The 23,694-nt window shown below is 59.0% G+C and carries 12 protein-coding genes and 1 pseudogene; 4 read left to right on the top strand and 9 right to left on the bottom strand.

What is annotated here, in order from left to right; translation table 11 throughout:
• Nucleotides 1–7: 7 nt before the first annotated feature.
• Complete coding sequence (locus tag IM304_RS15040; protein WP_193356674.1) at nt 8–742, top strand: bifunctional 2-polyprenyl-6-hydroxyphenol methylase/3-demethylubiquinol 3-O-methyltransferase UbiG; 735 nt, start codon at nt 8–10, stop codon at nt 740–742.
• On the opposite strand, the gene IM304_RS15045 is transcribed toward IM304_RS15040, so the two are convergent.
• Nucleotides 736–1,338 carry a short chain dehydrogenase gene (locus IM304_RS15045; RefSeq protein WP_193356673.1) on the bottom strand — a complete coding sequence of 201 codons (603 nt, stop codon included), beginning with the start codon at nt 1,336–1,338 and terminating at the stop codon, nt 736–738. The two genes, IM304_RS15040 and IM304_RS15045, sit on opposite strands and share 7 nt — an antisense overlap.
• Nucleotides 1,339–1,436: 98 nt before the next feature.
• Here IM304_RS15045 and IM304_RS15050 point away from each other — a divergent pair, with 98 nt between their 5' ends.
• The 3 genes and pseudogenes from IM304_RS15050 to IM304_RS15060 all read left to right on the top strand — a co-directional run.
• On the top strand, nt 1,437–2,324 hold the full coding sequence (locus tag IM304_RS15050) for a LysR family transcriptional regulator (protein WP_176609670.1): 888 nt from the start codon (nt 1,437–1,439) through the stop codon (nt 2,322–2,324).
• Nucleotides 2,325–2,344: 20 nt separating this feature from the next.
• On the top strand, nt 2,345–3,526 hold the full coding sequence (locus tag IM304_RS15055) for a PLP-dependent aminotransferase family protein (protein ID WP_148421415.1): 1,182 nt from the start codon (nt 2,345–2,347) through the stop codon (nt 3,524–3,526).
• A 193-nt stretch (nt 3,527–3,719) separates the two neighbouring features.
• Nucleotides 3,720–4,006, top strand: a pseudogene (locus IM304_RS15060) (serine hydrolase); the annotation flags it as partial.
• A 42-nt stretch (nt 4,007–4,048) separates the two neighbouring features.
• Here IM304_RS15060 and IM304_RS15065 read toward each other — a convergent pair.
• The 8 genes from IM304_RS15065 to IM304_RS15100 form a co-directional block, all read right to left on the bottom strand.
• Nucleotides 4,049–4,462, bottom strand: a complete 414-nt coding sequence (locus tag IM304_RS15065) for a hypothetical protein (RefSeq protein WP_193356672.1) — start codon at nt 4,460–4,462, stop codon at nt 4,049–4,051.
• Complete coding sequence (locus tag IM304_RS22300; protein ID WP_227009796.1) at nt 4,443–5,966, bottom strand: hypothetical protein; 1,524 nt, start codon at nt 5,964–5,966, stop codon at nt 4,443–4,445. The genes IM304_RS15065 and IM304_RS22300 overlap by 20 nt, the downstream gene beginning before the upstream one ends.
• Before the next feature lie 510 nt (nt 5,967–6,476).
• Nucleotides 6,477–6,911: a tyrosine-type recombinase/integrase gene (locus IM304_RS15075; protein WP_193356671.1), complete on the bottom strand. Its 435-nt coding sequence runs from the start codon at nt 6,909–6,911 to the stop codon at nt 6,477–6,479.
• A 179-nt stretch (nt 6,912–7,090) separates the two neighbouring features.
• On the bottom strand, nt 7,091–7,363 hold the full coding sequence (locus IM304_RS15080; RefSeq protein ID WP_193356670.1) for an Arm DNA-binding domain-containing protein: 273 nt from the start codon (nt 7,361–7,363) through the stop codon (nt 7,091–7,093).
• Nucleotides 7,364–7,569: 206 nt separating this feature from the next.
• Complete coding sequence (locus IM304_RS15085; RefSeq protein ID WP_227009795.1) at nt 7,570–8,769, bottom strand: HlyD family efflux transporter periplasmic adaptor subunit; 1,200 nt, start codon at nt 8,767–8,769, stop codon at nt 7,570–7,572.
• Nucleotides 8,750–10,942 carry a type I secretion system permease/ATPase gene (locus tag IM304_RS15090; protein WP_148421425.1) on the bottom strand — a complete coding sequence of 731 codons (2,193 nt, stop codon included), beginning with the start codon at nt 10,940–10,942 and terminating at the stop codon, nt 8,750–8,752. Before IM304_RS15090 ends, IM304_RS15085 begins: the two co-directional genes overlap by 20 nt.
• On the bottom strand, nt 10,939–12,342 hold the full coding sequence (locus tag IM304_RS15095) for a TolC family outer membrane protein (protein ID WP_193356669.1): 1,404 nt from the start codon (nt 12,340–12,342) through the stop codon (nt 10,939–10,941). The genes IM304_RS15090 and IM304_RS15095 overlap by 4 nt, the downstream gene beginning before the upstream one ends.
• Nucleotides 12,343–12,422: 80 nt before the next feature.
• A complete protein-coding gene (locus IM304_RS15100; RefSeq protein WP_193356668.1) occupies nt 12,423–23,603 on the bottom strand; it encodes a BapA/Bap/LapF family large adhesin in 11,181 nt (3,726 codons plus the stop codon).
• Nucleotides 23,604–23,694 lie beyond the last annotated feature (91 nt).

Genomic DNA, 23,694 nt, shown 5'->3' on the forward strand with positions numbered 1-23,694 from the left:
GTCCGTCATGGCACAGAACATTTACGACAATCCGGCATTTTTCGAAGGCTACGCTCAGCTGCCGCGCTCGGTGCAGGGTCTGGACGGCGCGCCGGAGTGGCCCGCTCTGAAAAGTATGCTGCCGGATTTACACGGCAAATCGGTCATCGATCTCGGCTGTGGCTACGGCTGGTTCTGCCGCGCGGCGCGTGAGCTGGGTGCTTCTGCGGTAACCGGCGTTGATATCTCCGAAAAGATGCTCGCCCGCGCTGCCGGGCTGACCCACGATGGCGGGATTGTTTATCAGCGTAGCGATCTGGAATCGCTGACGCTCAACGAAAACAGCTTCGATCTGGTCTATAGCTCTCTGGCGCTGCACTATCTGCCGGAGCTGGACACCCTCTTTGCTAAGGTTCAGGGCGCGCTCAAGCCCGGCGGCAGTCTGGTCTTCTCCATGGAGCACCCGATTTATACCTGCGCCACCCGTCAGGGCTGGCTGACCGACGACAGCGGCGAGCGCTTCTGGGGCGTGAACCACTATCAGGACGAGGGCCGGCGCGTCAGCAACTGGCTTGCAGACGGGGTTATCAAGTATCACCGCACGCTGGGCACCACGCTTAACGCGCTGATTAAGGCGGGATTAACGATAGGCGAAGTCAACGAGTGGGGGCCAACGCAGGCGCAAATTGAGGCCTGGCCCGCGCTGGCTGAAGAGGCTGAACGTCCGATGCTGGTGCTGATCTCCGCCCGTAAGGCTCAGTAACCCACCTTATACACCCGCCCGGTCTGCACCCCTTCCACGCTGCGGCGGTAGGCCTGCGCCACGCTCGCGGCGGGGACGCTTTCAAAGCCCGGGAAGAATCCGTCATACGCTTCGGCGGATTCGGTCAGCACCGTCGGGCTTATCAGGTTGATGCGGATCCCGCGCGGCAGTTCGCAGGCGGCGGCGCGCACAAACCCTTCCAGGGCAGCGTTTACCGTGGCGGCATTGACCCCCTGGGCAATCGGCTCGTCCGCCACAATCCCGCTAATCAGCGTGATCGAGCCGCCCTCGTTCAGATAATGCTGGCCGGTCAGCGCCAGGCGAACCTGCCCCAGCAGCTTATCCTGCAATCCCTGACTGAAATCGCTGTCCTTCATGGTCGCGAGCGGGCCGAAGTGCACCCCTCCGCTGGCGGAGACGATGGCGTCCACCGGGCCGATACTGTCGAACAGCGCCTGCACGCTCTCCTGAGAGGTGATATCCACCTGATGCTCGCCCTGCGTGCGGCCCACGCGGATCGTCTCGTGGCGAAGGCTTAACGCTTCCGTTACGGCACGACCGACGGTACCGCTGGCTCCAATAATGACAATTTTCATAGCAGACTCCTTTTAGGTGTGAGCCTTCATTCTTTACTAAAGAAAAAGTCAGATAAACTGGGCTAAAGTTAGATGATTGCTAACCAGAGGTTCGGAATATGGATAAGCTTCGCGGCATGGAGACGTTTATCGCGGTGGTGGAAAGCGGCAGCTTCACCGGCGCGGCGGCACGGCTGGAGGTGTCGGCGGTGATGGTCGGGAAGTACATTGCGCAGCTGGAAGCGCAGCTCGGCACGCGGCTGCTGGAGCGAAATACCCGCCGCCAGAGCCTGACGGATGCCGGGCGCGTCTATTTTGAAGAGGCAAGGCGGGTGCTGGAGCAGGTCTCGGCTGCCGAAAGCGCCGTGGAGCGGCTGCGCGCCACGCCTGCCGGAACCCTGCGCGTTACGGCACCCACGTCGTTTGGCGGCTGCGTTATCGCGCCCCTGACCGCCTCGTTTCTGCAGCGTTACCCGGCGGTGCGCATCGAGCTGGATCTCACCAACCGGATGGTGGATCTGGTGGAGGAGGGGGTCGATCTGGCCATTCGCATTGGGGACATTCGCAATGACGATCTGGTGGCGAAATACCTGTGCCCCTACAGCATGGTGATTTGCGCGTCGCCGGACTATCTGGCGCGTCACGGTACGCCGCAAACGCCTGCCGATCTGGTGGATCATCTCTGCCTTTCCCACACGGTATGGACCGCGCGCAATGAATGGCGGCTGCCGGGCGTGGAAGGGGAGGTGCGCTGGAAGCGCGATGCCGTCTTAAGGTGCAACGACGGCTACGGCTTACGCATGGCGGCGCGCGCCGGGGCGGGGCTGCTGCTGCAACCGGAGGTGCTGGTGGCGGAGGAGCTGGCAAGCGGCAGGCTGGTTCGGGTGATGGAGCCGTTTACGCCCGCGCCGAGGCCGGTGCATTTACTGTGGCGTCAGGATTTGCGTCCCCTTCCGAAGCTAACGGAATTTATTGCTCATATTCTGCTAAGATTGGGCACAATATAAAAAAAGAAGGTAATCAAAGCATGTCTGCAAACAAACTCGCCAGCAGCGCGCAGGGCCTGCAATCCTCTGCCATCCGTGAATTATTAAAGCATAGCAAAATGGCGGGCGTGATTTCGCTCGGTGGCGGTATTCCCAATCCCGATCTGTTCGATCGCGAAGGGCTGAAAATCGCCGCGGATGCTGTGTTATCCCAGCATTTTGGCGAGGCGTTCCAGTATGGCCTGACGGAAGGCGTACCGGGGCTGCGCGAAGAAATTCAGCGCATCTGCGAGGGGCGCGGCATTGCCTGTAAAGCCGATGACGTGGTCATTACGTCCGGCTCACAGCAGTCCCTTGACGTGCTGGCGCGTGCGTTAATTAACCCTGGCGATACCGTTGTCGTCGAGCGTCCAACCTATCTCGCCGCGCTGCAGGTCTTTGGCCTGGCGCAGGCGAATTTTGAATCCGTTGGTACCGACGGCGACGGCATGAAGGTGGACGAGCTCGAAGCGCTGGTGGCGGCCAAAACCATCAAAGCGGTTTATATCGTGCCCACCTTCGGTAACCCTGGCGGGGTGACGCTCTCCGAAGCGCGGCGCAAGCAGCTGGTTGAATTATCGAAGCGCTATGATTTTGTGATTATCGAAGACGATCCCTACAGCGAAATTAATTACACCGACGACGTGTTCCGCCCGCTGATTGCCCATGCGAAAGATATCGGCAATGAAGATAACGTGGTGTACACCTCGACCTTCTCGAAAATTCTTGCCCCGGGTACCCGCGTGGGCTGGGTGCTGGTGCCGGAGTGGCTGAAGCGCGCGGTGGTGAACCTCAAGCAAACCACCGATCTGCACACCAGCACGCTGTCGCAGCTGATGACGTACGAGTACCTGAAAACCGGTCGTCTGGCGGGACAGATTCAGACGATCCGCGAGGCCTATCGCCAGAAGTACCAGACCTTTGCCGGCGAACTGGAGGCGGAGCTGGGCGATGTGATGACGTTCCACAAGCCGAAGGGCGGCATGTTCCTGTGGGCGAAAATGAACAACGGTATGAATACGACGAAATGGCTGGAAACAACCCTGAGCAACGGGGTGGTGTTCGTGCCGGGTGAGTTCTTCTACTGCAACGAGCCGGATCGCGCGACGCTGCGTATGTCGTTTGTCACGCCAACGGATGAACAGCTGAAAGAAGCGGTTCGACGTTTGAAAAAATCGCTGTAACAGAATGCGCATAGCGGCATCTGCCGCTATGCGCTGTTCGCCTGCTGGATGAACTTATTGCGTTGCGTGGGCAAGCGCGCGGTCAGAGGGATCGCCGCCAGTCGCCCGCGTGGCTTCATGAATGCTACAAATTTTTCCCTCGCGCAGTGCGGCAAACATATACACCTCTAGCTCCGCCTGGCGACCTTCTGGCTCGTCAGAAGACGTTACGTTTGGCCTGGCTGGCGCATCAATGCTACTGCCTCGATGACGCCAACGTTCGGTATGCTGGCAAGCCCTCTGACATACGGCCATACAGGATGGACAGGTACACTGACAGCTATAGATCCGGTTAACAATATGGCTATCGTTATACTCGGTAACAGGCCACATTCACCAGTAGCGAATCCTGCTGTGTATCTTAATGTATTTGTCAGTGGTTTATTGCCAGCGGCAACATATGGATGGATTGTTGTTCAGGTATATGGGGCGCTGAAATAATCCCGAAAAACAATTAAAAGGGACTCTATTGAGTCCCTTTTTTTAATTATAAATTGCATGTAAAGTAAAACCTACTATCATTGCTGGTATGGAAATAATCCATAATACTGCTTCTATTTTAAAACCAATAGTCAATTTTTTTGGCAAACTATTAATGTAATCATATTGCTCTTTTGTCATATCATGATTAGAAATTTTATTATATGGTAACATTAATGTTTCCATAATAAATCCGATCTTTGCAAAATATGCACCTGGCGTTGCTATTAAACTTGCCTCTTTTGCTAATGCTGCTGTTATTGGCAATCGTGAATATTTGTCAGTATAAAGCGAAACGATTTTCCTGTAGGCTATCTTATTAATAAATGAAATTATCATGATTAATAACATGCCAAACATAGAAAATGCCACTAGAAAAACAATAAAATGTGGATTGTTATTTAAAAAGTTTTTCATAAAGAATTTCCCCTCCAAAAGATTTACCTAAATCTTCAGCTCCTCCTTCAACTAGTTTAGCTGCTCCCATCGAAGCTCCAACCCCTGTAATTAAACATAGGCCAGCGCCTACTGCACCTACCTCAGAAGTTGCTATCCCCAAGATCCACATACAAGCTCCGCGGGCAGCCCATCCACTTGCACCACCAACAGCAGCACTTCCAATTTGCTTAAACCCAAATTTACTATATTCAGTAATAGCTGCTTTACGACATTCACTCTCACGCCCCTTAGAACATGCATCATAGACATTTGAAGTGTAACTTGCAAAATCTAAACCTATTCCTACATAGCCAACAGTTTTCATTATCTTCATAAGTTTGGCTGATTTTTCAATATATGACGCATATCCTTCTATGTTATCAACGCCTGTTCTATCCCAGCGGTGAATTATAGAGCTAGTTGATAAGCCTAATGCTCTTTTAATACTCTGATATTCACCTAAATTTAACTGTGCTTTGGAAAATTTAGTTAAAACCAGATCTAGTTGTTTGAACAATCTTGCTCGTTGACCAAAAAACTCTTGACCTGAAATAACACCGTTATTGCGGTTGTAAGTATTTTTATATAAATCCTCAATTTCTACTAAAATTCTTTTGATTTCTTCGTAATAACTTTTTCCTATTTCACTGATATAGCCTAATCCATCGCCAGCTTTACCTAAATTATCGGCAAAAAGCTGATATGAAAATGCATCTACAGCCCCTCTATTATCATGCAATAACTTTGCTTCCTGAACAGTCAAAGGTTCTAATGCAGCATCAATTCTGTCTCTTGCTCGCTGTAGCGTCTCAACCTGTTCTGGTTCCTGCTTTTCAGGATCGACCACGATTAATATTGAGCCAGGCTTTTTCTTCATTTCTGGATTCAGTTGAGAATAGAGTTCTCGTGCTCCCGCTGGCGGCGTAGTGAAAAGATACGGTTCATAAGATGAGGGAGTCGCGCCATAGGGCAGTACGCAAAACCCTGCGTCTGCGGGTTCACGCTCCTCCTGCCGTACTGTAGGCGCTTCAGCAGGTTCTGTAACTGGGGCAACAGGTTTTGGTGCTGGTGATGATTTTGAGTGTACCGGGGAAGTGAGCCGGGTAGCACTCACAGAACTTTTAATAGCTTCAGATTCAAATCCGTAAATGCAATCACTAAAAGAGTTTATAAAATAGCATTTGCAGGGACACGTTCCCTTGCTATGTGCAGTTCCGGCTGCCTGAACACCATATATAAAATAATTGGGGATACCTCCTGCGATATGATAAACTTTTTTATCCGCACCACAAATATACTTATCACCCTTCCGTGCCACCATGATCCCTTCCAATCCTTCATGGTATTTCCTCCAGAGAGGCTCTAACATTTGTTCTTGTTTATTTGTATTTCTGTTATATAAATCAACAACACGTCCAAGGACCCATAATTTATGTTGGCATATATATTGATGGATGGTTTTATCTTCCTGAAAAAAATACATGCGTGATTCATCTCCTTTCATTAAAAGCTGAGCGTCACACATTTCCATTATTTAATAATGTGGTAACGATCACACTAACAATAAAAAAAGCTTGGATTTTTTCATTAAAATTCAGGCCATAAATTGGTGTTCCATTAATAATCATCACGCAAATGATTCAGAGAGATTTTTGGTTCTCGACTATCTTTTCAATTTCTCTAAGCCCGTCAACTGATAATAATAAACTTATAGCCCTTACCCATTTTTCAGTTGTTTCGCGTTTCTCAATGAGATAATCATATTAATAATAATGTTCTTTACTGATTTTTTTTGTTTACATACTGGTTTACAATGTCACGTTCATTTTCAGTAAAATGCAGCATGCCAGACAGAGTTTTAAATGTACGGCGTAAATCTCGCATCGTGAATGGTTTGTCAAAATGCCTTCTGGTAAAATCCTTCATATGCTTCTTCCATGCATTACTATTAAGGACAACTGTTGGCTTTTCAATACTGATAACGGAACTTCCCTTAATTTTTGTTGTATATCTTCAGTTGTTCTTCATAGTTAACATTAGGAAACAAGTAATCACTTTCTGGATATCGCGACGCTTGTTCGTCCAGAATTTGTTTCGCTTTGTCACATACAAATATAATTGTTCCGAACCCTGTTTTTGAGAGTTCTTTAGCCAGAACAATTTTATTTTGTTCCAGGTTAAACCTGCTTTTTTGTAAGTGACATAACTCAGATGGACGCTGCCCACATGTATAGATACCCAGCTCAATTAAAGCATGCACATCCGTTGGTAGTACGTATTTTTCATTTGCAAGTAGGGTTAACAAATTTTGCAATTCTTTAAAATCGAGATAACGCTCTCCGGGTGTTCCCGCTTTGAAATTATGAACATTCCGGACAGGATTTTGAGAAATCTGAAACTGCATCCCGTTAGAAACTGAATCGTTCATGGGATCGTTATCAGCTACAACACCCTACTCATACAGCGCATGAAATTTATTTCTTACTTCCTTTGCTCTGAACATAAAATCTTGCTTTGTCCAGTGCTGTATGCAGCGTGTGATCTGCACAGATGTAATTTCATTTGCTATTTCGTCGCCAGTAAACAGCTTTAGTTTGATTAACTGTTCTAAGGGTGCGCCATACCTGCCAGTTCAGCATAACGTTGTGTCGCCTGTTCGAGCATGAAATGAGGCCAGTCTCCCAGGGTTTTAAACTTACGTTTGCCGCCAGCCTGAAAACGATAAACGAAAGATTTACGTCCTGAAGGGAAAATTTTGATACCTAACCGTCCGGCTCCCCTTGTACCGTCGTCACGGAAAACATAGTAAGCTGAATTTTTTGCGCGTAGTCCGCCGATCGCACTATCATTTAACCGTATCGTTGCTTTCTCCTTTTGCATAAGTGGTGCATACAATTTGCATAACAGCGGGTGTTGTTGTGGGTACTGTTACGTTGAAATCGTATGCATTCACTTGGAATTGCACAACTGTTAAATTAACTTGTTAATCATTAACTTATAATGATTTTGCGATTAAATTATGGTCGGTGATTTTGAATATTCCTCTCCCACAGGGAGAGGGAGCGTAGCCGCCACCCGGTGTTTGACTACCGCTCTCTCAGCGCCTCCTTCGCCCTGTTAAACGGCTTAATCAGATAGTCCAGCACCGTTTTCTCCCCGGTCTTGATATCTACCGTCGCGATCATCCCCGGCACAATTGAGAAGTGCCTGCCGGCTTTGTTCACCAGATAATCCTGGCTGGTACGAATAAACACCCGATAATAGAACACCTCCGGCTTGGCTTCGTCCTGAATGGTGTCCGGCGAAATGGTCTCCACCACCCCGTGCAGCCCGCCGTAAATGGCGTAATCGTAGGCGGTGATCTTCACCAGCGCCTCCTGATTTGGATGGATAAAGGCGATATCGCGCGGCGAAAGGCGGGTTTCAATCAGCAGGTGATCGTCCACCGGCACAATCTCCATCAGCTCGCCGTTGGGCGGGATCACGCCGCCGATGGTGGTGACCTTGATGTTTTTCACGATCCCGCGCACCGGGGATTTCACCGTCAGGCGGGTGACGGAATCCTCGCGGCCTTTCAGGATCGCCGACACCATATCCACCTCGGCGTTGGCCTTCGACAGCGCTTCCCGGGCCTGCACGTAATACTGGGAACGCACGTCGGTGAGCTTCAGCTCCAGGTCGCTTTTCTGGCGCTGCAGGCGCAGCACTTCCACGTGGCTGGCGGCCCCGGTTTTCACCAGCCGCTGGGTGATTGCCAGTTCCTTATTGGCGAGCGCCAGGGCGGAGCGCAGCTCACGCTGCGTGTCCTCCAGCTGCGCGCGCCGCGAGTTGTAGAGCCGCGTTTCGGCGGCGGTCAGGTCGGTCCATTTCTCCAGCGAAGGCGGGAACTTCAGCGGCAGATCGTTCACCTCAGCGTACAGACGGGCGCTGGAGGCCAGCGACGCGCGGTAGCGCGCCGCGCTTTCGCCAACGTTAGATTCCGAGCGGGTTGGATCAAGCCGCGCCAGCACCTGTCCGGCCTGCACCTGATCGCCTTCGTGCACGTTCAGCTCGGTGAGGATCCCCCCGTCCAGGGACTGCAGCACCTGCTCGCGCGAGCTGGGGATCACTTTACCGGTCCCGGTTGAGACTTCGTCCAGCACCCCAAACCACGCCCAGACGCCCAGCACCACAAACATCAGCAGGGAGAAAAAAACAATGCGCCGGGCGCCGGTATAACCGCTTTCGGAGTCGAGCGCGTTATCCAGATCGTCCACCGCGGCAACGTCACGCTGACTGATTTTCATTTTTCCACTCCCGTCCGGTTGCCTGCTGCTGTTGCTGCATTCGGCTGTTGTTCAGCGCCTGCGCTTTTGGCGCATCCATTACCAGCATCCCGTCTTTGAGCACCACCACGCGCTCTACCAGATCCAGCACCGGCACGCGGTGGGTTGCAACCACCAGCGTGCGGTTGCCGAGCCAGGCTCCGAGACGCTGAATAAACTCCCGCTCGGTGTGTTCATCCAGGGAGGCGGTCGGTTCATCCATCAGCACGATATTCGGATCGCGCAGCAGCATTCGCGCCAGCAGAATGGACTGCCGCTGCCCGCCGGACAGCCCCACGCCGTTCTCCATAATCGGGTAATCCAGCCCCTTCGGCAGCTTCTGCACAAAGCTGGCCGCGCCGCACATCTCCAGCACCTCGAAGATCTCTTCATCGGTGGCGCGGGGCATCCCGAGCGTGATGTTCTCGCGCAGGGTGCCGTAAAACAGCCGCGCGTTCTGGGTCATAAAGCCGACGTTTCGCCGCACGTCCGCCACGTCCAGATGCGGCAGGCTGAGGTTATCCAGCCGCAGCTCGCCGCCGGCAAGATCCATGCCGCCCGCCATCGCCTGGAGCAGGGTGGATTTGCCCGCGCCGTTACGCCCGAGGATCGCCACTTTCTCGCCCGGCCTGATCTCCAGACGGTTAATGCGCAGCGCCATGCGCGGATCTTCCGGGTGATAGCGGAACTGCGCCTGCTCGAAAAGATAGTGGCCGCGCAGCACGTCCTGACGGATCGGCGTCTCTTCGCGCTGGTTCTCCGTCGGCAGCTGCATAATGCTGTCCAGCCCCTCTTTGGCGGCCTTGACCTGCTGCCAGCGGGCCAGCACGCCGCACAGCGTCGCCATCGGGGCGATCATTCGCGAGGCCAGCATTGAGGCGGCCACCACCGAACCGGTGGTTAAGGTCCCGTCGATGACCATCGGGGCACCTACCACGATCACCCCGGCGTAGACCAGGCTCTGAATCGTCATCCCCCAGCTGATCAGGTTCTGCGTCAGCTCGCGGGTGCGCAGGCCGGATTCCGCGGTGATCTGGATATAGCTGTTCCACTGCTGCAAAAAGCGGTTTTCCGCCTGCATCAGCTTGATGTCCTCCAGCCCCTGCACGCTCTCCACCAGCACCGCGTTGCGCAGGGTCGATTCATGCGCCGACTGCTTCGCCAGCTCCGCCAGCTTCTTCTGTAGCAGCAGGCCGGGCAGGACCATGATCACCGCCGCCACCGGGGCGATCCACGCCAGCTGCGGCGCGATGATCGCAAGCACTATCACAAACAGGATAAAGAACGGCAGATCGACGATGGTGGAAATTGTGGAGGAGGTGACCATCTCGCGGATCTGCTCCAGCTCGCGCAGCTGGGAGATAAAGCTGCCGGTGGATCGCGGAATGGCGCTGTGGCGCAGCCGTAGCGCATGGCCGAACACGCGATCCGACACGCGCAGATCCGAGCGTTTGCCCAGCAGATCCATAATGTGCCCGCGCGCGACGCGCAGCACAAAGCCGAACAGCGTGGCGATCAGCACCCCGATGGTCAGCACGTAGAGCGTCGGGTAGGACTGGGCGGGGATCACCCGGTCATACACCTGCATGGAAAACACAATCCCCGACAGGGAAAGCACGTTGATAAACAGCGCCGCCAGCATTACCCAGCTGTAGGGACGCAGGTCGCGCATTACCAGCCGGTAGAGCCAGTCCGGGCGGTATTTTGAGATATAGGCATCCACGCGGCTGTCCTTCAGCGCCGCCAGCGGCCGCAGGGCAATAACGTGGCGGATGGCGGGCAACATCGCGCTCATCGACAGGCGGTTGGTGTGCATTTTGTCGTCGAAGAAGCTGACCTCAAGCGTGTCTTCGCCGTCGAAATTGTCGATCACGCCGATCTTTCCGTCGCTCAGCTCCACCACCACCGGCAGCCGCCAGCTGTTAATAGACTGCTGATCGGCCGTCAGCAGCTGAAACGTCAGTCCGGCTTCGCGGGCGAGCTGGGTCAGCGCGGGGACCATCGGCTTGCCCTTCAGCCACGGCGCGCCCGCGATCAGCGAGCCCGGCGAGCAGGCAACGCGATAGCGTGTCGCCACGTAGCCAAACGCCTGCGCCCACTGCTCCAGCGCCTCATCCGTCATGTTTTCACCCTGCGGGATATCGCGTTGCTTCATGGCTGGATCTCCACGGTCTGGATGGTGCGGTTTTCAAGATCGAACGCGTGACGCAGACGCCCGGTCTGGTAGAGGCAGTTCAGCTGAAGCTGATGCAGCTGTCCGGCGGTTTGCTGCTGGGTGAAGCGTGCCTGATAAACCTCCTGCTCGGCGTTGAGCACGTCGAGCAGCGGACGGGAGCCGAGGTCGAGATACTGCTGCTGATACAGCTCGCGGGTGCGGGCGCTGAGCGCTTCCTGACGTCCCTGGATCTGTAGCGTGCTCATCAGGCTCATCACCTGGCTGCGCGCCTCAAGCAGCTTTTGCCGCACGTCGAGACGCGTGCGCTGGATGGCGGACTGGGCCGATTCAACCGCGTGTCCGGCAGCGTTGCGCCGGGCGGTGAGGCCGCCGCCCTGATAGAGCGGCATCTGCACTTTTACCCACGCGGAGTACTGGGTGCGGTCCCGCGTTTCGTTGCCGGAGTAGCGGTCGTTAAGATAGTGGCGGACTTCCGGCTCCAGCGAGACGGTAGGGGTCATCTGCGCGTTGGCATAGTCGAGATTGGCCTGCGCGACGTTGGCCTGCGCCCAGGCCGCTAAAACCGAGGGCACCAGGCGATCGTCCGGCTCGGCGATATCGCAGCTGCGGGCCAGACTTTGCGGAAATTCATTGCTGACCGCGTTCAGGCTGTCCCAGCCCAGCATGCTCATCAGCGTGGCGCGAGAGCTGTCGAGGCTGGCCTGATACTGCATCAGCTGCGCGCGCGCGCCTTCGATACGGGCATCGGTCTGCACGACGTCAGAGAGCGACGTGGCCCCTTCGTCATTGCGCAGCTTCGTCAGCGAGCCGATGGAGGTCAGGGCATCCAGCTGCTCTTTGGCGGTACCCACCATCTGCTGCCAGGTCTGAACCTGCACCATGGCGATGGCGGTATCGTGGGCGATGGTGTCGATGCTCACCAGCACGTTGGCCTGCTGCTGGGCGACGCCCGCGTTTTCGGCGCGCACCTGGCTTGCGACTTTGCCGAAGTCGTAGAGCATTTGCGAAAGGGAAAGCACCAGCGACGGGGTAAAACCGTTGTCGTCACCGTCGTGGGTATAGCCGTTATCCATGCCGGCGTTAATCTGCGGATAGTATTTCGATTTAGCGAGGTCCACGTTTTCGCTCTGTTGATAGAGTTTGCCGACGGCTTCACTGATGGCAGGATGCCAGCTCACGGCGCGGTTAACGGCGTCGTCCAGCCGTAGCGTGCCGGGGGCGGCTTTGCTGGCAACGGGCGCCACGCGGCCATTTAACGAGGGGAGTTCCTGCGTTTCGCTTAATTGTCCGGTATTAATCATCGCCGCAGGATTTGCCGCGATAGCGGGCACAGATATCAGGCAGCACGAGAGCCACCAGTAAGGCATCTTCTTTCCCATGTCTTGTCCCTAATAAAAGAGTACTGCTTTATTGTTTATGCCCGGGCGCTGCGCGCCCGGGTCATTTACTGCACGTGCTATCAGGTAATGATGTGTTGTTGGTTAACAAGCTCGTCGTAGGTGGTCTGAACGTTATCAAGCGTAACGAGCGTAGATTTAGTGTAGGCGGCTCCCGTGCCGTCACGGTCGATGGAGATCACAGTATTGCCACCGCTTTGTGAAACAGAGACATAGTTCCCAAGCGTCGACGCGCTACCGTTCCAGCCCACCAGCAGATCGCCAATGTCGATCTTGTCTCCCTGCGCCAGGGAGAAGTTCGTCCAGTGGTCGCCTCCGGCGCTGGTGATGTTGCCCCCCGTCGCGTTACCCGCCGTATTGTTCAACACCTGATAAATCAGGGTGTCGCCGTAGGCCGTGCCGCTAATCAGATCGTTATGCTCCGAACTGACAAATTTCGGCGCCATGTTGATGGTTAGCGACGCGGTATCTTTGGTGCCATTGGCGTCGGTCAGGGTGTAGTTAAAGACCTCCTTGCTGGTGATGGACGAGAACGATATCCCCGGGTTGAGCGTGTAGGTGTAACTGCCGTCGGCGGCAATCGCCAGCGTGCCGTAGTGGCCCGTGATGTTGACCTGCGTGCTGCCGCTGTACGGATCGAGCGTTGTGGTCACGCCGTCGTAGCCGGTAATGCTCACGCGGGTATCCACCGAGTGCAGCTGGTCCATCGCGCCCGCGGAGCCGGTGCCGTCAAAGATATTGCCGTCAACGGTGTGGGTGCCCGTGGCGTCGAACTGCGACAGCGAATAGCTGGTGCCGGTCACGCTTGGGGTGATGGTGATATTTCCTGCCGCCAGCGGCCCCATTTTGCCGGTGTAGTTCAGGGTATAGGTCCCCGCTTCCAGGTCGAGACCCGTCAGGTTGATGGTGGCCCTGCCACCCAGCAGCAGCCCGCCGTTGAACGAGCCGTTTCGGATGGTGGTGGTGCCGTTGGTCAGCGTCCAGTCAACCGTTAATCCGCCAAGCGACAGCAGCGAGGCGACGTTAAACGTCAGGACCACGTTGTGCAGCGCGGTATTGGCATCCACCACGAAGGTACCGGTGCCGCTGCCCTGCGTTGAGGAGAGCAGCGCGGCGTTCCAGCTCGCCGACCCGACCGTGGTATCCGAGTACGCGGCGGTGCGGTGTACCGAGTTCACGTCCATCACCGAGCTGACATCGTTCACCGCGTCCATTGGGCGCGCGGTTGGGGTGATGTTCAGCGATGCCGTGTCTTTCGAACCGTCAGGCGCGGTGATGGTGTAGACGAAGGTATCCGGCGTGCTGATTTGGTCAGCGCCGACGCCGCTCTTCAGGGTATAGGTGTACTCCCCGGCGGCGTTGATGCTCAGCGTACCGTACTCGCCGGTGATCTGCGTCAGGCCGCTGCCGTTCACCGCCACGCCGTTAACCTGCGTGACCAGGGTGCCTGCTGGCGCAACATCATCCGACAGCACGTCCCCGGTGGTGGTCTCGCTCACGCTTGCCACGCTGTAGACATGATCCTGCAGCACGTTGAGCGTGTAGGCCGTCAGCGCGGTGATCCCCGCCGCCGTATTCAGCAGGAACAGGTACTCGCCCGCCGGCAGATTCAGCGTCAGCTGCGGTGAGGTCCCGCCCAGCAGCGGCGCGCGCAGCCAGCCCGGTTCAACGCGCATCTGCTCGAAGGTCTGCGTCGCATTGTTGAACTTATAGATGTAGAGGTCGAACACCGAGGCCAGCGCCACGCCGCCAACGGACGCCTGAACGGTCATGGTGCGGGTGGTGCCTTCCTCGACGGTGTAGATGATCGGGTTAGCCAGATCGTCCAGCAGGTTCAGCCCGAGCGTATTGCCAAGGTTGATGCCCACCAGGGTAAAGCCGCCCTGCGAAGACGCGCCGTTGTTGATGGCCTCGACGGTGGTATCGAAGGTCAGCGAGGCGGTATCGTCCACGGCCACGATGCTGCTGCTGGTGGTTCCGTCGCCCAGGGAGAGCACCAGATTTGCCGAGGCGCTGGTGCCGTTATGGGTGATGGTGTAGGTGAAGTTCTCCGTGCGGCCAATGACCGCGGCGCTGGTGTTGGTCAGGTTGTAGGTATAGCTGCCGTCCAGGTTGATGGTCAGCGTACCGTACAGCCCCTGAATCACCGTGCCGTCAGCCGTGACGCTGGTGGTGGTGCCCTGGGCGTTGGTGACCGCGGTGACGGTGGTGCCCGCCGGGGCATTGTCGCTGCCTGCGGTCGGATCCACGTCGGTGATCACGTTACCGGCAAGGCTGGTATCGCCGGACACGGTGCCCGCGCTGGTCTCCTTCACCGCCACGTCGAGGCTGGTGTAGGAGCCGGTTGCCAGCAGGTTGGTGTTATAGCTCAGAACGCGATACTGGCCGTTCGCCAGCCCGGCCAGGTTCAGCGATACGCCAGTGGCGCCGAGTGTCAGCAGGTCAGCGAACTGCGGCTGCCCGGTATCGACCACGGTGGTCCAGGTATTGTTGGCGGCGTCGAAGCGCTGCACCACCAGCTCAAGGGTATTGAGCAGGGAGAGCACGGCACCCGTGGCGTTGGCGTTCACGGCAATATCCGCGCTGCCGCCGCTGCCAACGGTGAAACCAACCTGCGCGGTGTCGTTGCCGAGCAGCGTCAGCACGTTACCCACCGCACCCACCAGCAGGAAACCGTAGTCGCTGTACTGCGAATTGGTCACCGTGGCGGTGGTGGTGAGCGCCAGCTCTTCGACGTTGGTGCTGGCCGACAGCGGCACGATCGGCGCCAGGGCTGAGCCCGGCAGCGAGACGTTGCCTGCCGGATCGGTAGCGGTGATCTGCAGCGTCTGACCTTCCGTCTGTTTATTGAGGAAGGTGTAGCTCCAGGTACCGTTGCTGTCCGCCGTGGCGGTGACCGTTGAATTGTCCGCCAGGCGGATGGTGACGGTGCTGCCCGCTTCGGCGCTGCCGGTCAGGACGCTGCCGTCCGCGTTGAAGGTCCCGGTCGGGGCCGCTGGCGCAGTGAGATCGACAATGACGGTGGTCGGGGTTGAGATCGGGCTGGTGCCTGAACCGTTGCCCGCCGTGGCGGTGAAGGCATGCGGGCCTTCACTCAGCGCTGGCGTGGTGAAGCTCCAGCTGCCGTTGACGTCCGCGGTGACCGTACCCATCACTACCCCGTTGTTGTACAGGGTGATGGTCGCGTTCGGCTGCGCCGTGCCGCTCAGGGTTGGCGTAGTGTCGTCGGTGGTTTTGCCGTTGGTCAGGTTGCCGGTAACCGTGCCGACGTTATCGTTGATGGTGGCGATAACCGGGGCGTCAGGAATGGTCGTGATCGGCGCAATCACCGAGGTCGTCACGCCCGCGTTCCCGGCCTTATCCGTCGCATAGACAATCAGCGATTCCCCGCCGTTTTGCGGCGGATTGATGGTGGCGCTGAAGCTTCCGCTACCGTCCGCGACGGCCGTACCGAGCACCGTTCCGGTGCTGGTGGTGATGGTGACGGTACTGCCAGCTTCCGCCGTACCGGTAACCAGCGTACCGTTGGCGATCACCGCCAGACCGGCTGGCGCAGGTGGTGGCGTCAGGTCGACGTTCAGCGTAATAACCGGCGACGGCGCGCTGGTATTGCCCGCGGCGTCGGTGGCGGTCACGGTGAGGTTATGCGGTCCTTGGGCCAGTACCGTGGTCTGCGGCAGCGTCCAGCTGCCGTTGGCGTCGGCGGTCACCGTTCCAATCAGCGTCGTGCCGTCGTAAATGCGCACGGTGGAATTGGCTTCCGCCGTACCGTTTAGCGTCGGACGCGCGTCGTTGGTTGGGTTGGTGCCGGTTACCGGGCCGGTGATGCTGCCCACATCATCCACAATCGAGGTGATGGCCGGTGCGACAGGGGCCGTGGCGTCCACGTTGATGGTGTACCCCCCGGTCTGCGCGCTGGCGTTGCCCACCGCGTCGGTGGCGGAGAAGGTCAGGTTATGCGGGCCGTCAGCCAGCGGCGTCGACGGCGTGAACGTCCACGCGCCGCCGGTGGCGACAGCGGTGCCAATCTGTACGCCATTGTCAAAGATGGTTACCGTCGCCCCGGCTTCCGCCGTGCCGGTCAGCGTTGGTCGGGCATCGTTGGTTAACCCGCCGCTGGCGATCGGCGTTGCGGCATTACCGACGTCATCGGTAATGCTGGTCAGCACCGGCAGCGCAGGCGGCGCGGTATCAACGGTCAGGCTGAAGCTGGCGGACGGATCGCTGGTGTTGCCCGCCTGGTCCGTTACTTCTGCGGTAAAGGTGTGTGGCCCGTCGCCCAGCGGCGCGGTGATATCGACGGTCCAGTTGCCGTTGGCATCGGCCGTACCGGTGCCTACCAGCGTGGTGCCCTCATAGATATTCACCGTTGCCAGCGGTTCGCTGGTTCCCACCAGTCGAGGCTGGGTATCGTTCGTGGCCTGCCCGGCACCGATCGCTCCCGTGACGGTACCGACATCGTCAATTGCCTGGGTGATAACAGGCGCGACGGGCGCGGCGGTATCAACAACCAGCGTGAAGCCCGGTGAGGCAGGGCTGACGTTGCCCGCGGCGTCGGTTGCCGTGGCGGTCCAGGTGTGGCTGCCGTTTGCCAGCGTGCCGGGGGTAAAGCTCCAGACGCCGTTTGCGTCCGCCACGGCGGTACCCACTTCACGACCGCTTTCATAAATGGTGATGGTCGCGTTGGCCGCCGCGGTGCCGTTCAGCGTTGGCGTGGTGTCGTCCGTGCTCTGCCCGGAGGCGACCGGGCCCAGCACGGTACCGACATCGTCGGTGGCCGGGGTAAAGGCCGGCGCCTCGGGCACTGACGTATCCACCGTCAGGTTGAACGCTGGCGACGTTGGTCCGGTATTGCCTGCGGCATCGGTGGCGTTAAAGGTAATGGCGTGCGGCCCTTCGCCCAGTTCGGTGGTCGGCGTAAAGGTCCAGGTGCCCTGGGCGTTGACCACCGCCGTGCCGATTTCCACATCATCGACAATCACGTGTACCGTTGAGCCCACTTCGCCGGTGCCGGTGAAGGTAGGACGGGTATCGTTCGTGGAGCCGTCGGTGACGATGGTTCCGGTACCCGGCGCGGCATCGTCAATCACCGAGGTCACGACCGGTGCCGCCGGGCCGGTGGTATCGACCGTAAAGGCGAACACCGGAGAGTTGGCAGACACGTTTCCAACGTCATCGCTGGCGTTGACGCGCAGGCTGTAAGTCCCGTCCGGGAGGATCGGATCCGGCGTAAAGGTCCAGTTGCCGCTGCCGTCAACCGTGGCGGTACCAATCTCCACGCCGTTGTTCAGCACGTGAATGGTGGTACCCGCCTGGCCGGTACCGCTGAGGGTTGGCGTGGCGTCATTGGTGACCTGTCCGGCGGTAAGCGGGCCGGTTACGCCACCCGGGGCGTTGTCGCTGACCGTAGCGATCGTCGGCACTTGTGGCGCGGTAAGATCGATTTCGACGCTCCAGGCGTTGGACGGCTGGCTGACGTTGCCCTGCGGATCGGTCGCTCTGACGGTAAAGCTATGCGTTCCTTCGCCGAGTGCGGTTTCTGGGGTAAATGTCCAGGCCCCGGTTCCGTCCGCTGCCACGGTGCCAATCTGCGTGGTGCCGTCAAAAATGGCGACGACGCTGTTCGGCTCTGCGGTACCGGTCAGGGTTGGCGTGGCGTCGTTGGTCGGATCGCCGCTTGGGACAGGCGTTGCCGCATTCCCTGCGTTATCCGTCACGCTGGTAATTACCGGCGTGGTGGAAACGGTGTCGACAACGATGGTGATCCCGGCCGACTGGGCGCTCTCATTGCCTGCCGGGTCGGTGGCCGTCACGGTGAGCGTGTGGCTGCCGTCGTCCAGCGCTGGCGGCGTATAGCTCCAGGTGCCGGTCGGACCGACAACAACGGTGCCCAGCGGGTCGCCGTCATCGTACACCGTAATGGTGTCCCCGGCCGTGCCTGTCCCGGTCAGGGTAGGACGGTTGTCGTTGGTGCTCTGCCCGTCAGCGATTGGGCCGGTGACCGGGCCTACGTCATCGGTCACCGCACCGATGGCTGGTGCGGTCGGATCGGTGAGGTCGACGGTGACGGAGGCGACCGGCGAGCGGCCGCTGGTGGCGCCGGTGGTGATATTCGTGGCGGTCACTTCAAAGGTGTGTGAGCCTTCCGCGAGCGGCAGCAGCGGCGTGTAGCTCCAGTTGCCGTCTGCATCCGCAACAACGCTGGTCAGCGGAACCAGCACCCCATCCTGATAAATGGCGATGACGCTGCCCGGATCGGCGGTGCCGGTAAGGGTTGGCTGGGTATCGTTGGTGGTTTTGTCCTTCACATTCCCAGTGACCGGATCGACGTCGTCGTTGATCGCCGTAATCACCGGTACCGCTGGCAGAATGAGCGGGGAGTCCGGCACGTCAAAGGTGGTTGTCGGGCCTTTATTGCCTGCCGCGTCCGTGACGGTGATCTCAAGTGTGGTCGTATCCAGCTGGGCCGGGGAGAGGGCAATGGAGAAGTTACCTCCCGTCGCGACCCCGGTCCCGATGATATTGCCGTTAGCGTCAAGTACCGTCACCGTCACGCCATCTTCCGCCTCACCGGTCAGCGGCGTGCCCTGCGCGGCAATGGCGATGTTCTCTGGCGCTGCCGGGGCCTGGGTATCTACCGTCACGCTGAGATCGCCGGAGCTGGCGGAGGTATTCCCCGCCGCGTCGCTCGCGGCAACCGAGAAGGTGTGCGGCCCGTCCGCCAGCGCGGGGTCTGCGGTCCAGGACCATGTCCCGTCCGGCTGAACCTCCACGACCACCGGCGACGGAGTGCCGTCAACGGAAACCGTTACGGTTGAGCCAGGCTCGCCAATCCCGGTGAGGGTAGGCGTGCCGTCGCGGGTATAGAGAACGTTATCCGTCAGCTGGCTGTCGGACAACGCGTCAATTTGCGGCACGGTTGGCGCCTGGGTATCAACCGTCACCGTAAAGAGCGGGCTGGTTGGGCTGAGGTTGCCCGCACCGTCTACCGCCGCCACGGTGATGTTCAGCGGGCCGTCGGTCTGCGTCGGCAGGGTGTATGACCATGCACCATCAACGATCGGAACGCGCGCCACCTCCACGCCGTTGTTGTAGACGATTACCGTCTCACCGCTGGTGCCGGTGCCGCTCATGGTCGGCGTGGTGTCGCTGGTGGAGCCGCCGTTCTGCGCGCCGCCGATGGCGCTGATGGTCGGGGTATCCGCCGCGACGGTATCTACCGTAATCGAAATGCCTGCCGATGGAGCCGATTCGTTACCCGCCTCATCGGTAGCGGTGGCCGTGTATTCGTGCGTCCCTTCACCAACGTTGGCGTCAGGACGCCAGGTCCAGTTGCCGTTACCGTCTACAGTAACGCTGCCTACGGCCTGCGGCTCGCCGGTGCCCACCTGGTCATAGATGGTGATCACGTCGTTCGGCGTGCCGGTGCCGCTAAGGACCGGACGCGGATCGTTGGTGGAGCCGCCATCGGCCACCGGGCCGGTGATCTGGCTTACGCTGTCCGTCACCACCGGAACGCCCGGCGCGGCAGGCGCGTCGCTGTCAATGGTGATGGTTACCGGCGTGGACGGGGCGCTTTCGTTACCCGCGCTGTCCTGATTGGTCACCGTCAGGGAGAGATCGTAGGTGCCGTCAGGGAGCGGATCGTCCGGCGTCCAGCTCCAGTTCCCGTCGGCATCGATCTCTGTTTCACCAATTTTGGTGCCGCCATCGTAAATGTTCACCGTATCCCCCGGCGTACCCGAGCCGCTCAGGGTCGGCGTGGTGTCGCGGGTGGTTTCACCCGGGTTCAGGGCCGTGCCCGGGTTGCTGCCGTCCGGGTTAACGGTGATGTCAGGAATGCCCGGCGTCGCGGGCGCGGTGGTGTCAATCGCCAGCTCAAACGGTGGAGATATGGTGGTGTTACCCGCCGCATCGGTGGCGTGGACCGTCAGCGAGTGCGGGCCGTCCGTCAGCGGCGTGGTGGGCGTAAAGCTCCAGCCGCCGCTGCCGTCAAGCACGGCCGTGCCGAGCAGGGTTGTACCGTCGTAGACAGTGATGGTGGTACCTTCCGGCGCGGTGCCCTGCAGCTGCGGCAGGGTGTCATCGGTGGTGTCTCCGCTGTTGAGCGGAAGCTGCACGGGACCGACGTTGTCGGAGACGGCACCAATCGTGGCTGCCGGCGGCGGGGTGGTGTCAACGGTAAGGGTAAAGCCGCCGGACGATGCGCTGGAGTTGCCTGCCGCATCGCTCGCGATGACGGTGAAGGTGTGCTGACCGTCTTCTAATGGCTCGTCTGGGGTGAAGGTCCATGCCCCGGCGCTGTTAACGGAAGCGGTACCGATATCCTGTCCGTCAAGGCGGATCGTCACGGTGGTGCCCGGCTCGCCGGTTCCGCTCAGGGTTGGGAGCGTGTCGTTGGTGGTGCCATTGGTGTCCAGCGGCCCGGTGCGGTCCGGCACGTCATCAATGACCTGGGTAATCGCCGGGGCGGCCGGAGCGGAGGTATCCACCGTGATGCTCCAGGTGTTTGACGTCCCGCTGAGGTTATTGTTGGCGTCAACCGCCGTCGCCGTCAGAACGTGCCCGCCGTCGGGAAGATCCGCTTCCAGCGTGATGGACCACTTGCCGTCAGGCCCAACCACCGCGGTGCCGATTTCAGCGGTGCCGCTGTAGAGGGTGATCGTGGTGCCGGGCTCGCCCGTTCCGTTGATGGTCGGGGTTTTGTCGTTGGTGAGACCGTTCTGGCTGACGGAGCCGGTGACGCCGGGCGCATCATCCACCACGCCGGTGATAACCGGGGTTTGTGCCGCGGTGATATCCGGCGCGTCAAACGGCGCGGTCGGGCCGGTGTTGCCTGCGGCGTCAGTGGCATCCGCGGTCAGCGCTTCGCCGTTGGCTTTCGGCGGGATCAGCTCAACGCTGAAATTACCCTCATCGTCCGCGACTGCTTCACCAACCTTCACGCCGTTTTCACGAATGGTGACGGTGCTGCCCGGCTCGGCGGTACCGGTTACCGTCGTGCCGTCGGGAGAAATCACCACGTTTTCCGGGGCCAGCGGATCGGTGGTATCCGGCGCGTCGGCATAGCCAGACGGGCTGGTGTTGCCGCTGCCGTCGGTAGCCGTCACCTCAAGGGCTTCGCCGTTGGTCTGCGGTGGGGAAATCGGGATGGTGAAGGCGCCGTCCGGCCCCGCGGTGGCTTCGCCGATGATGGTACCGTCCGGCGCCCTGATCGTAATGGTGCTGTTTGGCTCGGCGGTGCCGCTGACGCTTCCACCGTTTTCTGCCACCACAAGGTTGCCCGGCGCGGCAGGCGCGGTGATATCCGCCGCGTTAACCACGGCCGGCTGGCTCTGGTTGCCTGCGGCATCGGACGCGACCACGGAAATAATCTCGCCGTTGGTTTGCGCAGGGTTCAGGTTGGCGACGTAGTTGCCGTTGCTGTCGGCGGTAGCTTCGCCGATTTTCAGCCCACTGTTGTTGGTGATAACGATTTTACTGCCCGGCTCGGCGGTACCGGTGATTTGCGTGCCTGCGGAATTGATCGTCGCTGCGGGCAGCGGAGGCGGCGTGAGATCGACGGTGAAGCTGATCGGCTGAGACATGCCGCTCTGGTTTCCTGCCGCATCGGTTTCGCGCAGGGTGATCGAGTGTGGCCCCTCCGCCAGCGGAGCGGCTGGCGTGATGCTCCACGTGCCGTCAGGCAGAACGGTGGTGCTGCCGATGGCAACGCCGTTATCGTAAATCGTGATGGTGCTGCCGGGTTCTCCTCTGCCCGTCAGCCGGGGCTGCGACTCGTCGGTAAACTGCCCGGCGGTAATCGCGCCTTTCAGCCCCCCGGTATCGTCGTTAACGATAAATCCTGTCGGCGCTGCCGGGGTGGTGACGTCCACCGTCACGGTAAAGGCCGGCGAAGCCGGACCGGTGTTTCCGGCCACGTCGGTGGCGCGTACGGTCAGCTGGTGGCTGCCTTCGCTCAGGTTCACCGACGGCGTAAAGCTCCAGCTTCCGTTGCTGCCGACGACAGCCGTACCAATGGCAACGCCGTTGTCATAGATGGTGATCGTAGAGCCGGCTTCTGCCGTACCGGTAAGCTGTGGGCGCGGGTCGTTGGTGGTGCTTCCGCTCCCGAGCGTGCCGGTATTGGGCGCAACATCATCGGTAATGCCGGTGATAGCCGGGGCGCCCGGCGCGACCGTATCAACCACTAAGGTCACCGCCGTGGACGGCGGGCTGATATTGCCTGCGGCATCGGTTGCGGTGGTGGTAATCGAGTGGCTGCCTTCAGACAGGTTGGTTGCTGGGGTAAAGCTCCATTTCCCGCTGGCGTCGGCCGTGACGGTGCCGATCGGTTTGCCGTTGTCGTAGAAGGTAATGACGGTACCGGCTTCACTGATGCCGCTGAACGTCGGGCGTGCATCGTCGGTACGCTGTCCGTTGCTCAGCGGGCCCGCTTCGGTACCCACGCTGTCGGTAACGGTGACGATCTCCGGCGCATCCGGTGCGGTCAGATCCGGCGCGGTCACCTGGCCGCCCTGGCTGGCGTTTCCGGACGGATCGGTGGCGATGGCGGTAATTTTTTCGCCGTTAGTGAGCGGCGTACCGAGCTCAATGGTAAATTTCCCGTCGCTGCCCGCCTTGCCTGTCCCGACCGTGTTGCCATCGGCATCCTTCAGCGTGATGGTACTGCCAGGCTCGGCGCTGCCGGTAACGGTTTTGCCGTCCGGGGAGAATTGCAGGTTGGTTGGCGCGTCCGGTGGCGTGGTGTCAGGTTCGGTAGGGTTGCCCGGACCCGGATTGCCGGGGTTCGGGTTATCGTCATCGTCGTCCCCGCCGCCTCCGCCGCCGGAGCCTGCCGCAATGGCGATCCCGCCTGCGGCGGCCAGGCCGCCCAGCACCCATGGCCATACGGCTGCGCCGCCCGCGTCGCTCCCGGATGCCGCCAGCAACGCGTCCGTGGAGGCGATGGATTCATAGGTAGCGGCACCGGTTGGATCGTCAATCCACCACAGCGCACCGTCGCTTTCCTGGAGCACCAGTTGGCTCACGCCCTGCGCATCCGTGACGAAAAAATTCTTCAGGGTGATCACTTCGCCCGATTGCAGGGTAATCACCAGATCGTTTCCGCTGCGGGAGTAATCTGCGATGTCGGCTCGATCCACATTAAGCTTAACGATTGAGGAATTATCGAGTGTTATCTGTGTCCCTTCCGTGGTCGTTTCCACGCCAGTTAATTTAGATATAACAGATATTTGGCTCATACAGTTATTACTCCAGCAGAGTTATTGGTTACGGCGTGTCAATCAAGGCCATCGTTTCTGAAGGGATGAGCGCGCTCCCGGCGAAAATACT

This window comes from Enterobacter cloacae complex sp. P40C2, assembly GCF_014930695.1.
Taxonomy (GTDB): Bacteria; Pseudomonadota; Gammaproteobacteria; order Enterobacterales; family Enterobacteriaceae; genus Enterobacter; species Enterobacter pasteurii.

Excerpts from the sequence above, each read along its gene's own strand:
- IM304_RS15075 (WP_193356671.1), bottom strand. The coding sequence starts at position 6,911 with ATGAACGATTCAGTTTCTAACGGGATGCAGTTTCAGATTTCTCAAAAT.
- IM304_RS15065 (WP_193356672.1), bottom strand. The coding sequence starts at position 4,462 with ATGAAAAACTTTTTAAATAACAATCCACATTTTATTGTTTTTCTAGTG.
- IM304_RS15080 (WP_193356670.1), bottom strand. The coding sequence starts at position 7,363 with ATGCAAAAGGAGAAAGCAACGATACGGTTAAATGATAGTGCGATCGGC.
- IM304_RS15095 (WP_193356669.1), bottom strand. The coding sequence starts at position 12,342 with ATGGGAAAGAAGATGCCTTACTGGTGGCTCTCGTGCTGCCTGATATCT.
- IM304_RS15040 (WP_193356674.1), top strand. The coding sequence starts at position 8 with ATGGCACAGAACATTTACGACAATCCGGCATTTTTCGAAGGCTACGCT.
- IM304_RS15085 (WP_227009795.1), bottom strand. The coding sequence starts at position 8,769 with ATGAAAATCAGTCAGCGTGACGTTGCCGCGGTGGACGATCTGGATAAC.
- IM304_RS15055 (WP_148421415.1), top strand. The coding sequence starts at position 2,345 with ATGTCTGCAAACAAACTCGCCAGCAGCGCGCAGGGCCTGCAATCCTCT.
- IM304_RS22300 (WP_227009796.1), bottom strand. The coding sequence starts at position 5,966 with ATGTATTTTTTTCAGGAAGATAAAACCATCCATCAATATATATGCCAA.
- IM304_RS15050 (WP_176609670.1), top strand. The coding sequence starts at position 1,437 with ATGGATAAGCTTCGCGGCATGGAGACGTTTATCGCGGTGGTGGAAAGC.
- IM304_RS15045 (WP_193356673.1), bottom strand. The coding sequence starts at position 1,338 with ATGAAAATTGTCATTATTGGAGCCAGCGGTACCGTCGGTCGTGCCGTA.
- IM304_RS15090 (WP_148421425.1), bottom strand. The coding sequence starts at position 10,942 with ATGAAGCAACGCGATATCCCGCAGGGTGAAAACATGACGGATGAGGCG.
- IM304_RS15100 (WP_193356668.1), bottom strand. The coding sequence starts at position 23,603 with ATGAGCCAAATATCTGTTATATCTAAATTAACTGGCGTGGAAACGACC.